General features: G+C 69.0%; 15 protein-coding genes and 1 tRNA gene. 9 read left to right on the forward strand and 7 right to left on the reverse strand.

What is annotated here, in order from left to right:
- The first annotated feature begins 50 nt into the window (after nucleotides 1–50).
- Both J4709_RS39105 and J4709_RS39110 read left to right on the forward strand, forming a co-directional pair.
- Nucleotides 51–275, forward strand: a complete 225-nt coding sequence (locus tag J4709_RS39105; RefSeq protein WP_208249155.1) for a hypothetical protein — start codon at nucleotides 51–53, stop codon at nucleotides 273–275.
- Between the two features lie 65 nt (nucleotides 276–340).
- Nucleotides 341–1582: an MFS transporter gene (locus J4709_RS39110; protein ID WP_208249157.1), complete on the forward strand. Its 1242-nt coding sequence runs from the start codon at nucleotides 341–343 to the stop codon at nucleotides 1580–1582.
- Between the two features lie 18 nt (nucleotides 1583–1600).
- Here the strand turns inward: J4709_RS39110 and J4709_RS39115 are convergent, their stop codons facing one another.
- The 4 genes from J4709_RS39115 to J4709_RS39130 form a co-directional block, all read right to left on the reverse strand.
- Entirely contained in the window at nucleotides 1601–1984 is a 384-nt protein-coding gene (locus J4709_RS39115) for a hypothetical protein (RefSeq protein ID WP_208249158.1), read from the reverse strand.
- A gap of 130 nt (nucleotides 1985–2114) precedes the next feature.
- On the reverse strand, nucleotides 2115–3044 hold the full coding sequence (locus J4709_RS39120) for an NmrA family NAD(P)-binding protein (RefSeq protein WP_208249168.1): 930 nt from the start codon (nucleotides 3042–3044) through the stop codon (nucleotides 2115–2117).
- Nucleotides 3041–3517 (reverse strand): nuclear transport factor 2 family protein, encoded by a 477-nt coding sequence (locus J4709_RS39125; protein WP_208249170.1) that lies wholly within the window; start codon nucleotides 3515–3517, stop codon nucleotides 3041–3043. The genes J4709_RS39120 and J4709_RS39125 overlap by 4 nt, the downstream gene beginning before the upstream one ends.
- A complete protein-coding gene (locus J4709_RS39130; RefSeq protein ID WP_208249171.1) occupies nucleotides 3514–4458 on the reverse strand; it encodes an enoyl-CoA hydratase/isomerase family protein in 945 nt (314 codons plus the stop codon). The genes J4709_RS39125 and J4709_RS39130 overlap by 4 nt, the downstream gene beginning before the upstream one ends.
- Nucleotides 4459–4549: 91 nt before the next feature.
- On the opposite strand from J4709_RS39130, the gene J4709_RS39135 reads away from it, so the two are divergent.
- Both J4709_RS39135 and J4709_RS39140 read left to right on the forward strand, forming a co-directional pair.
- Nucleotides 4550–5236: a winged helix-turn-helix transcriptional regulator gene (locus J4709_RS39135; protein ID WP_208249174.1), complete on the forward strand. Its 687-nt coding sequence runs from the start codon at nucleotides 4550–4552 to the stop codon at nucleotides 5234–5236.
- Nucleotides 5237–5680: 444 nt separating this feature from the next.
- Nucleotides 5681–5747 (forward strand) — tRNA-Arg (locus J4709_RS39140).
- Between the two features lie 353 nt (nucleotides 5748–6100).
- Here the strand turns inward: J4709_RS39140 and J4709_RS39145 are convergent.
- On the reverse strand, nucleotides 6101–6424 hold the full coding sequence (locus J4709_RS39145; RefSeq protein WP_208249176.1) for a hypothetical protein: 324 nt from the start codon (nucleotides 6422–6424) through the stop codon (nucleotides 6101–6103).
- 21 nt (nucleotides 6425–6445) lie between these two features.
- Nucleotides 6446–6721 (reverse strand): TetR family transcriptional regulator, encoded by a 276-nt coding sequence (locus J4709_RS39150; protein ID WP_307801943.1) that lies wholly within the window; start codon nucleotides 6719–6721, stop codon nucleotides 6446–6448.
- 52 nt (nucleotides 6722–6773) lie between these two features.
- Between J4709_RS39150 and J4709_RS39155 the strand changes: the two genes are divergently transcribed.
- Nucleotides 6774–7001, forward strand: coding sequence for an IS3 family transposase (locus J4709_RS39155; RefSeq protein WP_208249179.1), 228 nt, complete (start codon nucleotides 6774–6776; stop codon nucleotides 6999–7001).
- Between the two features lie 44 nt (nucleotides 7002–7045).
- Here the strand turns inward: J4709_RS39155 and J4709_RS39160 are convergent, their stop codons facing one another.
- Complete coding sequence (locus J4709_RS39160; RefSeq protein WP_232384712.1) at nucleotides 7046–7651, reverse strand: bifunctional 4-hydroxy-2-oxoglutarate aldolase/2-dehydro-3-deoxy-phosphogluconate aldolase; 606 nt, start codon at nucleotides 7649–7651, stop codon at nucleotides 7046–7048.
- A gap of 140 nt (nucleotides 7652–7791) precedes the next feature.
- On the opposite strand from J4709_RS39160, the gene J4709_RS39165 reads away from it, so the two are divergent.
- From J4709_RS39165 to J4709_RS39180, 4 genes are all read left to right on the forward strand, one after another.
- The gene (locus J4709_RS39165; protein ID WP_208249189.1) at nucleotides 7792–9150 is read left to right on the forward strand and encodes an extracellular solute-binding protein; all 1359 of its coding nucleotides are present in this window, start codon (nucleotides 7792–7794) and stop codon (nucleotides 9148–9150) included.
- Between the two features lie 104 nt (nucleotides 9151–9254).
- Complete coding sequence (locus tag J4709_RS39170; protein WP_208249191.1) at nucleotides 9255–10079, forward strand: carbohydrate ABC transporter permease; 825 nt, start codon at nucleotides 9255–9257, stop codon at nucleotides 10077–10079.
- Nucleotides 10076–10909, forward strand: a complete 834-nt coding sequence (locus J4709_RS39175; RefSeq protein ID WP_208249193.1) for a carbohydrate ABC transporter permease — start codon at nucleotides 10076–10078, stop codon at nucleotides 10907–10909. The genes J4709_RS39170 and J4709_RS39175 overlap by 4 nt, the downstream gene beginning before the upstream one ends.
- The gene (locus tag J4709_RS39180) at nucleotides 10906–11727 is read left to right on the forward strand and encodes an SDR family NAD(P)-dependent oxidoreductase (RefSeq protein ID WP_208249195.1); all 822 of its coding nucleotides are present in this window, start codon (nucleotides 10906–10908) and stop codon (nucleotides 11725–11727) included. The genes J4709_RS39175 and J4709_RS39180 overlap by 4 nt, the downstream gene beginning before the upstream one ends.
- The last annotated feature ends 83 nt before the right edge of the window (nucleotides 11728–11810 follow it).

Consider the following 11810-nt stretch of genomic DNA (forward strand, 5'->3'; position numbering starts at 1 on the left):
GGAAATATTGCCTATCACCAGGTCCGAGGGGCTTCAGGCACGCTGAAGACATGACCGGACCGACCCCTGAGGCGACCACTGACGGGTGGGCCGACCTGATCGCGCCGCCCCGCACGCCGCCGGTGTTCAACCACGGTGTCCGCAGGTACCTGTTCGCCCGGCGGGTGGCGGACCGTCTCGGTCTGTCCGCGCTCGTCGATGTGACCGGCTACCACGCGGACATCCACCAGCATGTCGAGATCCGTGCCACCGCCACATACCCCGACGCATCCTGACAGAGGCCCGTGCGCGGGGCCGCCTTCGGACCCATGTGCGGGCGACCACCTGCTTGGAACTCATAATGAAGACAGCCCGACCTCCACGCCTTCGCGGCATCCTGCTGCCGGCCTCGATCGTCGTCTCTTTCTTGGCCTCTTCCAGCGCCCCCACGCCGCTCTACGCCAAATACGCGGACCGATGGCATTTCTCCCCCATAACGACCACCATTGTGTTCGGCATTTACTGCATCGCCGTCTTGGCCGCACTGCTCGTGCTCGGAAGGGTGTCCGACCACCTCGGCCGCAAGCCGGTGCTCCTGGGCGCGCTGGCGTTGCAGATCGCCGCCATGGTCGTGTTCAGCGAAGCCGGTGACGTCGGTGCCCTGTTCGCCGGTCGGATCCTGCAGGGGGTCGGAACCGGCACTGCATTGGGCGCGCTCGGCGCCGCGATGCTGGACATCGATCGTGAACGCGGCACCCGCGCCAACGCCATCGCCCCCGGGCTGGGGTCCGGGATCGGCGCCTTGTCGTCCGGGTTGATCGTCCAGTATCTACCGGCGCCCACCCGGCTCATCTACCTCGTGTTCATCGGAGTCTTCCTCGTGCAGGCCCTCGGTGTGGCGCTGCTGCCGGAAACGATCGGCCGCAGGCCCGGACTGCGTGCCGCTCTCCTACCCGACCTCGCGATGCCCCGGCATCTGCGTCCTCTCCTTTTCGCGGTGGCACCGGTCTTGTTCGCCGTGTGGTCACTCGGCGGCTTTTACGGCTCGCTCGCACCGGCGCTGGCCCGGCAGTTGTCGGGCTCGGACTCCGCCGTGATCGGCGGTCTCGGGTTGTTCGTGCTCACCGTGGTCTCGTCCGTCACCATCGTCGCGATCGCGCGTATCCCGCCCGGGACGGTGACGTTCCTGGGGATCACGCTCCTCGTACTCGGCTCGCTCAGTACCCTGCTCGCCGTCGAGGCGTCTTCGGTTACGGCATTCTTCGTCGGCACTTTCGTCTCTGGAATTGGTTTCGGAGCGGGATTCCAGGGCGGGATGCGCACCGTCGTGCCGTTGGTCGCGAACCACGAGCGCACGGGCGTTCTCTCTTCGATCTACGTGATCTGTTACCTGGGCATGGGACTGCCCGCCGTTGTCGCCGGGAACCTCGTCGTGTACGGCGGTGGACTGCCGACCGCGACCCGGGACTACTCGTTGTTCGTGGTCACACTCGCGGTCGCGACACTGATCACCCTGCTGCGCATTCGCGGCAGGACGAGGCGCGCGAGCTTGACATGCGCCGCTCCCGATGGCGTCCACCGTGCGCCTTGCCTGAACCGCTGAGCGTCCTGCCAGCGGCTTCTAGAGCCTGTTCGGAGTATCGAGCGGCGTCACGGCGTCGAACAGGGGCCAGCCGTCAACTTCGACCGTTCCGGTAGCGGGCCACAGCCCCTCGGCCATGGCCTCGTCCAGCAGGGCCCGAACGCTGCCGGGCTCGTAAAGGTTCAGATACGCCCGGTCCGGTAGGCGCATCGCCGCGCCCTCATCGAAGTAACCGTCAGCGATGACCCGATCGTGCTCCGGTTTGAACACCAGGCGTAGACGGCCCGAGTCTCCTTGGCGCCACAGCGTCACCGTGCTGCTGCAACCGGGGTAGCCTCGCACCTGGTCGTGCCGGTGCGCGAAACACCAGCTGTACACCGCTCCGTCCACCACCAAACGGCGGACCCTGCGTCTGTTTGTCACAGCGGCACTCTAGAGCCACTCGCCAAGGCGATCGCGAGCGTAGGAGGTCTTCGCTTTTGCAGGCGGCCAATGGTCCATCTGACTTCCCTGGTCCTCGGGTGCCTGGCAGATGGGGAGCACCTCAGTGCTCTTATCGACGCCCGCTTGGCCACTGATCCGGCACTGGGTGCAGGGCGTCGTGCAGCGCCTCGTGCAGCGACGGGGGATTCAAGTCGCCGAACGGTTCGCAGCGAGCGGGATCGATGATGTAGTCGTGTTCGTTGCCGCTGGCCAGGTAGCGGCAGAAGCCGTAGGACTCGCCGGTGACCGCCGCGATGAGGGCGGCGTCGAGCCGTGGCGTGGCGATCGGGGATCTGACGATGAGCCGGCGCAGGCCCAGCGTGGTGGCGATCGCGCGGACGAGCTCGCGGTGGGTGGGTTGAGCGCAGGCCGGTGCGTCCAGCGTCCGGCCCGCCAGTGCCGCGTCGGTCCCGGCGGCGACGATGGCCTCGGTCACCGTGGTGGGGTCGATGACGGCGATGCGGTTGGTGCACCAGGGGCCGAGCGGAACGATGGGGGCTCGCCGGACGAGTCGCACGTAGGGCAGCAGGCCGCGGGAGCGGGCGCCCAGCACCATGCCGGCGCGTACGGCGGTCATGTCAGGGACACCGTCCAGCAGGATCCGCTCCACCTGCAGCCGGTTGCGCTGGTAGACCGGCGGCCGTACGCCGCGGGGAGGCGCCAGGGTGGTGAAGAAGACGCCTTGTGGCAGCCCTGTGGCCTGGGCCGCCCGGACGAACTGCCGGGCGGCGCGCAGGTCGCGTTCATCGGTCCTGCGGTCGGGGGCGCCGAGGGCGTGCACGAAGTAGAACGCGGTGTCGACGCCGGTCAGGGCCTCGTGCAGGCCGGCTCCGGTGATGGCGTCGCCCTGGACCACGTCATCGATGCCCGCCTCTTTGAGGGCGGAGGCCGCGCGGGCGCGGTCGCGGACCAGGCCGCGTACGGTGTGGCCCGATGCCGCGAGGAGCCGGGCGACGTTCCCGCCGTTGTAGCCGCCGGCGCCGACGATCAGAGCCCTCATCGCCGTGCCTCCCGCGCCAGCACGCCGACCGCGGTGCGTGGGTCGGTCAGCAGCACTCGGGTGCGTGCCCACAGCGAGCTGCGGGGCCGTACGTCCAGGTAGCCGTACATCTGATGGCGGGCGACGAGGTCGCCGCGGAAGGTCCAGATCTCGGCGCCGATCTGGTTGGCGCGGCCGCGGAACCCGCCTTCCCAGGTGAGGACCACGGTGTCGGCGTCGGCGCACTGGGGGATCTTGCGGACGCGCAGCCGATGCGCCCGCCAGACGTCGGCCAGGACGGCGGCGGCGGGACGGATCGCTTCGATGCCCTGGTGACGCTCGGCGGCTCCGTCGATGACCCACTCGGCGACGGCGTCGTGGTGGTAGAGGCCAAGCCACTCCTCCAGACGTGCGTCATTGGTCAGCCGTTCGGCTTCGGCGGCGAAGAAGGCGGCGTTGAGAACGCCGTCCTTTCGGCGGAGTGCGCTCATCATCGCGGTTCCCTGGGCGTGCCGAGCCATGCGGTCTCCAGTGCGTGTGCGGTGGTGGGGGCGGGCGCGGTCAGCCGCCGGTGGAACGCGGTGATCGCGTGGACGGCGCGCCGGTCGGTCATCGTGGTGAGGAGGGCGGCGCCCTCCTCACGGAAAGCCGCGGCCGTCCGGCGTGCGCCGTGGCCTTCGTAGGCGATCCGCTTGACTTCCCGGGTCACCCGGGGCGGGCGGGTCGCCAGGCGCCGCGCGATCGCGACCGCTTGCGCCTCCAGATCGGCGTGGGGGACCAGGTGGTGCACGAGGCCGAGCTCGGCGGCCTGCCGGGGTGTGAGCATGCGCCCTTCGAGCAGGATCTCCAGCGCCCGTGACGTGCCGATCGCGTCGAGCATGCGGCGGGCGCCGCCCGCTCCGGCCAGCACGCCGACGGTGCTCTCCGGGAGCCCGATCGCGTACGTGCCGTCGGCGGCGACGCGGATGTCGCAGGCGAGCGCGAAGACCCAGCCCATCGCGACCGCGGTGCCGTTGATCGCTGCGATGAAGACCTTGTCCGCGCGGTTCATGCGGCGGAACGTCGCGTACAGCCGCGGGGCCGACAGCACCCCGCGCAGGGGAGTGGCCCGGACGATCCGGTCCACCAGCCGTGACCTGGTCAGAAGGCCCCCCGCCCTCAGGAGCGCGAGCGCGACCGGATAGGGGACACGGCCCGGGGCCAGCCGTACCGCGTCCAGCACGTCGGGGACGTGCAGATGCGGGTAGGCCGAATCCTGTCCGGTGAAGACCACCGCGCCGACCGAGGTGTCGCGGACCAGCCGCCGGGTGAGCCGGTCCAGTTCGACGCTCATCCGCTCGTCGAGGAAGTGATGGGGCGGGTTGTCGAAGCGCACCACCAGCACGCGCCCGATCCTTCGCGTCAGCAGGCGTGAGCGCGACCGTCGTTCGTCCATGACCAGGACGGTACATAAGATTTAGAAGCAAGTAAATAAGTATTCGAAGTCACTGCTTCGATTCGATGTCCGGGCAGGTAGGGTGCGTGGCATGGCCCGGCGCACCTATGACCAGTTCTGCGGGCTCGCCCGCGCACTCGACATCGTCGGGGAGCGCTGGACACTGCTGATCGTCCGGGAGCTCATGTCGGGCCCCAAGCGCTACTCCGACCTGGCCGCCGCGCTCGAGGGCATCGGGACCAGCCTGCTGGCCTCCCGGATCAGGCAGCTCGAGGCCGACCGCGTCATCACGCGGCGGCACCTGCCGCCGCCGATCGCCTCCACCGTGTACGAACTCACGGCGATCGGCGCCGACCTGGCGGACGCGATCATGCCGCTCGCCCTGTGGGGCGCACGCCACCACACCGGCGACGGCCGGGGACCCGCGGACGCCTTTCGAGCCGAGTGGGCGCTGGCGCCGCTCGCCCACCTTCTGCCGCCCGAGACGCTGCGCGACATCGACGCCGTCTACGAGTTCCACATCGACGACAGCACGGCCCACCTGCTCATCCAGGACGCCACGGCTCGTGTCGCCGCAGGGCCCGCGGACGGCCACGTCCAGGTCACCGTCCATGCCGATTCATCGACGCTCGCGGCCATCGCCGCAGGCCGGCTCGACATCACCGAAGCCCTGGAGTCCGGTCGAATCCAGGCGGACGGTCCTGCGTCGTCGCTGGCCACGCTGCTCGACCTGCTAGTCCATCTGCAGCCCCTCATCCAACCGAAAAACGGCGCCTAGCGCGCTGTCCGCCAACGTTCTTGGGTTTGATCACGCGGTATGGCTGCCCCGGAGCCACACCTTCGGCGGCAACCACAACCTCGGGCTGGTGATCGCGAACGGTTGCAGCCTCTACATCGACGACGGCCGGCCGGTTCCCGAACCCGTGAAGCGCACCGTCCGCAACCTCGCCGAGGCGTTCTTCTCCCGCATGAGGTTCGTGTTCTTCGCCGCTGCCGCGCTGCCGCAACGGCTATGGGACAGCATCGGAAAGGTCGCGGCCTGGGTCGTCTTTACCTGCGGAGTTCGAGGCAGCATGAGGCGGCCGGTTCTGGCGTGGTTGCACAGCGAAGGTTGCCGGTACGCCGAACTCGTTCGCTTACGGCCGCGGCCGCGGCCGGGGAGTTCAGCCGAGTCACCGTCCAGAGCGGCGGGACAATCACGGATCCGGCTCCCACACACGGAGCGGGCGAGGTGGAGCATCGGTCTTCTAAACCGACGGTCGCGGGTTCGAATCCTGCCGGGCGCGCCACCCCTGACCAGCGTAAACATGCGCTTACACGCCAAGATCCACGCCCGATATGTCCGCGTGTTAGCTCGATGTTTGCTCGGATGTCGCCGCCGTGTCCGCACGGACACGCGCAGGGCAGCCCGCAGGCGAAGGCCGGAGCGCCGAGGCAGCGTCTCGGTTGTCGGGCAGCCTGCCGGCGAGTACCCGCCGCTCGAAAGCGGAGCTCTCCAGTTGCCCTGGGGAAGATCCGCCCACAAAACCCGACGAGACCGAGCGGCGGCTTGTCGGGAGCGTGGCGTGAGCATGGTTGCCGCAAGACCACAGCCTTGGAAGAGCGGCCACCCAAGGGTTCGCAGTCGTTGCGACCCGCTTCGCTACGTCGCTGCGTTGCGGTTGTCTTTGCGGGCGGCTTTCACGTACCGGGCGGCGGACTGGGGCGTGACGCCGCTGGCGATGAGGCAAGCGGTGGCCGCGGCCTCGCCCGCCGAGTCCGCCCAGCCGGAGGTGGTGTTCATTTCGATCAGGGTCAGCAGCATCGCTTCCAGCGCTTGGGCCAGGACCGGGGCTGGGAGGTGGTCGGCGAACAGGCCCTCCTGCTGCCCCCTGCCCAGGTAGCCGATCACTTCGTCGCGAGCGGGCGCGAGGATCGCGCGCACGGCCTGCTCACCGAGATCACGGCGGCCGAGGGAGATCAGCATGCGGTAGCGGTCGCCGACCGCTCAAGCGGCCAGCGTCAGACGCGCCATCGCTTCCGCCGGATCCGATTCCGGCTGTCGAACCCGGCCGAACGCATCCCCTAGGGCCTGCCGCGCCTCCTCGGCCAAGGCGGCGACGAGTGCCTGCCGGTTGGCGAAGTGGCCGTACAGGGTGCGCCGGACGACCCCGGCGGCGCGGGCGATGTCCTCGCACAAACCACCACGCTGGTCACCAACGCTCTGGGCAGGGCCATCCAGAATCGCCGACCCGAGCCCGGGACCTTGATCCAGTCCGATCACGCAGTGCAGTTCACCTCATGAATGTTCAGCCAGCGCCAAGACATCCGAACTGGTGGCTTCGACGGGCTCCATCGGCGACTGCTTCGACAATGCGGTCATCGAGTCGTTCTGGGGCCTGATGCAGGTCGAGCTGCTCGACCGGCGGCGGTGGCGCACCCGAATCGAGCCGGCCAACACGATCTTTGAGTACCTGGAGATCTTCCACAACCGCCGACACCGCCACAGTGCGCTGAGGATGTTCAGCCCCATTAAGTACGAAGACTCCACTCAGCCCAACTGATCGCGTGAGATCTCAGTAACGCGATTCCACAAACTCGGAGTACATCAGCCGGTCGCGCTCAGGGCGGTGAGGAGCCGTTCGACGCGCTGGCGTCCCTCGGACGTGCCGCCGGAGGTGAGCGACGAGCCCATTCCGCATGCGGCCGCCCCGGCCGCGATCCACGCCGGTGCCGTCTCGATCGAGACGCCGCCGGTCGGAACGAGGGCGGCCTGAGGTAGCGCAGCGCGCACGTCCTTGATCCAGGCGGGTGTGAAGCCCGACGCTGGGAAGAGTTTCAGCGCGTCCGCGCCCATCTCCAGCGCTCGGACGATCTCGGTGGGGGAGGCCACCCCCGGGATCACCGGCAGTCCGTGGCGATGGCCGGCGCGAATCACGGTCCTGCTCAGGCTCGGTGAGACCAGAAACCGCGCCCCAGCCTCCGCCGCTGCCGATGCTGCTGCTTCGTCCAGCACGGTGCCCGCACCGATCACGGCGTCTCGTGGTGCGTGCAAGACCGTTTCCCGGATCGCATCGAGTGCCCCGGGCGTCGTCAGGGCGACCTCCAGAGTTCGCAGGCCGGCCGCGAGCATCTCGCGCGCTGTCGCGACCGCCTCCTCGGCGGTCGCCGTCCGCACGATCCCGATCACTCGCTGCACGGTGATCGCGCTCATCGTCTCCCATCGGTACATCACTGCCTCCACTTGCGTCATGAGGTCGCCCGCCGCCAGCGAACCTAGCAGCTTTGCTGCTTATCTGATAAGTATGTCGAGCGCCCTCCGCAGGGCCCACCCCCCATGAACAGGAAATGCCTATGCCGAAGCACCCACCGGACCGCCGTACGGTCCTGCGTTACGGACTGGCCGCGCTCGGTGCGCCGCTGCTGGCCGGATGCGCACAGTCGACCGAGATCAGGGTCGCGGGCGTGGACGTGACCAACCTCGACGCGTTCACGTCCGCGAACATCGACTGGCGGTCCGAGCAGGGCGCCACACTCGTACTCGGCGCCGAGCAGCATCCGTGGATCACCGCGATGAGCCCGTACCTGCCGCAGTTCGAAAAGCTGACCGGCATCAAGGTCAGCCTGCAGGTGTCGGGTGAGGACCAGTACGTCGCGAAGATGCCGGTCGTGCTCGCCGGACACAATTCCACGCCGGACGTGTACATGGTCTGGTCGTACGGGCAGGCGGTGCAGTCCGGCTGGCTGGAACCACTGGACTCCTACCTCGCCAATGCCAACGACCCGGCCTGGTACGACGAGCAGGACGTGTTCGCCTCTGCAAAGGACTACGTGCGCTGGCGCGGAGGGACGACGTACGGGCTGGCGATCACGGCCGAGGCGCAGGTGACCTTTTACCGCGACGACGTGATCCCCGACCCGGCGGCGCTTGGAACGTTCGAAGGATTCCAGGAGGCGGCGGTGCGGGCCCAGGAGTCCGGGAAGGTGTCCGCCGGCGTGGCGTTGCGGGGCAAACCGACCGGCGACGCGGTGGCGTGGCCGGCGGCGGGTTACGTGTTCAGCCACGGCGGTTACCTGATCGACCCCGGCGGGCGGCTCGCGTTCGATTCGCCGGAGGCGGTCGCGGGGGTCGCGCGTTACGCCGACATCGTGAAGGCGGCGTGCCCGAAGGGCGTGTCGACATGGTCGTGGCTGGAGATCACCACAGCGATGCAACAGGCGCAGGTGGCGATGTTGCAGGACTCCTCGAACGCCGCGCTGGACATCGGGGACCACGACAAGAGCCGGGTCGCCGACCATGTGCGCGCCGCCCCCTTCCCGGCGCACAACGGTGTGAGCAAGCCGAACCTCTATCACTGGATCATCGGCATCAACAAGCGAAGCCGGCAGAAGAAGGCCGCATGGCTGTTCCTGCTGTGGGCCACCAGCCGGCAGGGCTGCACGCAGATCGCGGCCCGCGGCGGCACCCCGCCCCGGGTCTCGGCATGGCAGAACACGCACTTCCAGGAGATCTTCGGTCGCCAGCCCGCGGAGGCCGCGCTGAAAGCGCTGCGGAGCGCTGACAGCAAGCCGGTGACGCTGGCGTGGATGCATCCGAAGTGGCCGGAGATCGGCGATGCCTTCGCCCGCGCCGTGAACTCGGTGTTCACCTCGGGCACCAGCCCGCATTCCGCGCTGGCCGAGGCGCGGAGCCGTCTGAAGGGGGTGCTGTGATGGCCGTGACGGCCGTGAAGGGCCGCACCTGGCGGCGCCGTGCCGATGCGCCTGGATCCGCGGAGCGCGAGGCGGTCCGGCTGCGGCGGCTGATGCTGACGCCGATGACGGTGCTGCTGCTCGCCTTGACCGTCTTCCCGACGCTCTATTCGTTGTGGCTGAGCCTGACCGACCGTACGGCCGCGGGCGAAAACACCGGTTTCGTCGGGCTGCGCAACTACACCGACCTGTTCGGCAGCGCGCAGCTGCGGCACGCGTTTTGGCTGACGCTCGTGTTCTGCGTCGCCGCGGTGGTCGTCGAGGTCGTGCTCGGCTTCGCCATCGCCCATCTGCTGCATGGGCTTCGCCGTGAGCACCGGGTGCTGCGGGCGCTGCTGATCCTGCCGATGGCGGCGACGCCGGTGGCGGTGCTGTTCGGGTGGAAGGTGATGCTCGATCCGTCGCAGGGCGTGCTGAACTACCTGCTCGGCCTCATCGGTGCCCCGCAACCTGACTGGCTCGGCACGCCGACCGCGGCGATGGGCACGATGATCATGGTCGACGTGTGGATGTGGACGCCGTTCGTCATCGTGATCCTGCTGGGTGCCCTCAGCAGCCTTCCCCAGGAACTGGTAGAGGCGTCGCACGTCGACGGCGCGGGCTGGTTCGGGCGTCTCCGGCATGTGGTGCTGCCGCATGTGCGGCCGTTCCTGGTCCTCGCGGTGCTGTTCCGCGGGATCGACTGCCTGAAGGCGTTCGACGCCTTCCAGGTGTTGACCGCGGGCGGTCCCGGTGACGCCACCACGACCCTCAACATGCTCGCCTACCGGACGGGCCTGCAGTTCCTCGGCTTCGGCAAGGGCGCCGCGGTGTCGGTGCTGCTGCTGGCCGTCGCGCTGGTGTTCGGAAAAGTGGCGATGCGCTTCATCCGCAGGGAGGTCCGGGCATGAGTTCCCCCTTGGGCGGCGGCCGCCGCGCCACCATCGGACGGACGGTCGCGCTGACCGTCTTCACGGTCTGGAGCCTGTTCCCGATCTACTGGATCGTGCAGATGGGCTTCAAGAAGTCCATCGACACCACCGCGATACCGCCGAAATGGCTGTTCGCCCCCACGCTCGACGCCTACCGGGACGCCTTCACCAAGGCGCCGATGCGGGCACTGCTGCTCAACAGCCTCCAGGTCGCGGTGCTCGCCACGGCGGTGTCGCTCGCGGTGGGGCTGCTGGCGGCCTACGGGCTGGTGCGGCTGCGGACCGGACGCGCCGCCAACTACGAGTTCTGGGTGCTGTCGACGCGGATGGCTCCGCCCGTCGCGGTGGCGCTGCCGTTCTACCTGCTCTTCCAGAAGTCGCAGCTGCTCGACACCGTCTGGGCGCTTGCGCTGATGCACGTGGTGATGGTGATCGGCATGGTCACCTGGATCATGATCGAGACCTTCCACGGGCTGCCCCAGAGCCTGACCGAGGCGGCCCTGGTGGACGGATGCGGCCAGTGGACGGCGTTCCGCCGGATCATGCTCCCGCTCGCGGTGCCCGGGCTGGTCGGTGCCGGGGTGCTGGCCTTCCTGCTGTCGTGGAACGAGTTCTTCTTCGCCCTCATCCTCACCTCCGGCCACACCACCGCGCCGGTCGGGCTGTTCAACTTCGTCGGATTCCAGTCCGTCGACCTCGGCGCGCTCGCCGCGGCCGCCACGATCCTGCTGATCCCCGCGTTCGTGATCGTCCTCGGCTTCCAGAAGTTCCTGGTGCGGGGCCTGACGATGGGGGCGGTCAAGGGATGACGAACGCCTCTCACGCACCGGGAGTGCTGGTCACCGGGTCGACCAGCGGCATCGGAAGGGCCATCGCCGAACTGTTCGCCGAGCGAGGCGCCCACGTGATCGTGCACGGCCCCTCGCCGGACGGGGAAGCGGTCGCCGAGACGATCCGCGCGGCCGGCGGACGTGCCGACTTCATCGCGGCGGACCTGCGGGACGAGGACGCGCCGCGCCGCATCGTCGAGTTCGCCGCCGACCGCGTCGGGCATCTCGGCGTGCTGGTCAACAACGCCGGCGCTAACGTCTTCGCCGGGACCCGCGGCGCCGGCATCGCGGACTGGAACCACTGCCTCGACCTGGACCTGCGGGCCGTATGGCTGTGCGCCCAGGCGGCCGCCGCCGTGATGGACGGCGGGCGGGGCGCCGCGATCGTGAACATCGCCTCCAACCACGCCTTCTCCACGCTCCCCGGCGTCTTCCCCTACAACGTGGCGAAGGCGGGAGTGCTGGCGCTGACGCAGTCGCTCGCGCTGGAGTTGGCTCCCGTCCGGGTGAACGCGGTGTGCCCGGGCTACATCGACACCCCGATCAACGACCGGTACTTCGCCGGCTTCCCCGACCCGGCGGCCGAGCGCGCCCGCGTCGAGCGGCTGCATCCGCTCGGCCGGATCGGCCGCGCCGCGGACGTCGCACGGGCCGTGTGGTTCCTGGCGTCCCCGGACGAGTCGGGCTTCATCACCGGCACCCATCTGACCATCGACGGCGGCAGGTCCGCGCTCATGCAGGACCCCCGCCCAGAAGGAATCTCAATGACTAAGTCAAGTCGGCCGGGTGACCTGTGAGCGGTTCAGGCAGCGTGCGCGAGGGGCCCGGGCGAGAAGGCTCGGTTGTCGCGCAGCATCGCCCACAACACGTCGATCCGGCG

The sequence above is a fragment of the Actinomadura violacea genome (genome assembly GCF_017573465.1).
Lineage (GTDB): Bacteria > Actinomycetota > Actinomycetes > Streptosporangiales > Streptosporangiaceae > Spirillospora > Spirillospora violacea.

Excerpts from the sequence above, each read along its gene's own strand:
- J4709_RS39105 (WP_208249155.1), top strand. The coding sequence starts at position 51 with ATGACCGGACCGACCCCTGAGGCGACCACTGACGGGTGGGCCGACCTG.
- J4709_RS39110 (WP_208249157.1), top strand. The coding sequence starts at position 341 with ATGAAGACAGCCCGACCTCCACGCCTTCGCGGCATCCTGCTGCCGGCC.
- J4709_RS39120 (WP_208249168.1), bottom strand. The coding sequence starts at position 3,044 with ATGAGGGCTCTGATCGTCGGCGCCGGCGGCTACAACGGCGGGAACGTC.
- J4709_RS39125 (WP_208249170.1), bottom strand. The coding sequence starts at position 3,517 with ATGATGAGCGCACTCCGCCGAAAGGACGGCGTTCTCAACGCCGCCTTC.
- J4709_RS39130 (WP_208249171.1), bottom strand. The coding sequence starts at position 4,458 with ATGGACGAACGACGGTCGCGCTCACGCCTGCTGACGCGAAGGATCGGG.
- J4709_RS39135 (WP_208249174.1), top strand. The coding sequence starts at position 4,550 with ATGGCCCGGCGCACCTATGACCAGTTCTGCGGGCTCGCCCGCGCACTC.
- J4709_RS39145 (WP_208249176.1), bottom strand. The coding sequence starts at position 6,424 with ATGCTGATCTCCCTCGGCCGCCGTGATCTCGGTGAGCAGGCCGTGCGC.
- J4709_RS39160 (WP_232384712.1), bottom strand. The coding sequence starts at position 7,651 with ATGAGCGCGATCACCGTGCAGCGAGTGATCGGGATCGTGCGGACGGCG.
- J4709_RS39165 (WP_208249189.1), top strand. The coding sequence starts at position 7,792 with ATGCCGAAGCACCCACCGGACCGCCGTACGGTCCTGCGTTACGGACTG.
- J4709_RS39170 (WP_208249191.1), top strand. The coding sequence starts at position 9,255 with ATGACGGTGCTGCTGCTCGCCTTGACCGTCTTCCCGACGCTCTATTCG.
- J4709_RS39175 (WP_208249193.1), top strand. The coding sequence starts at position 10,076 with ATGAGTTCCCCCTTGGGCGGCGGCCGCCGCGCCACCATCGGACGGACG.
- J4709_RS39180 (WP_208249195.1), top strand. The coding sequence starts at position 10,906 with ATGACGAACGCCTCTCACGCACCGGGAGTGCTGGTCACCGGGTCGACC.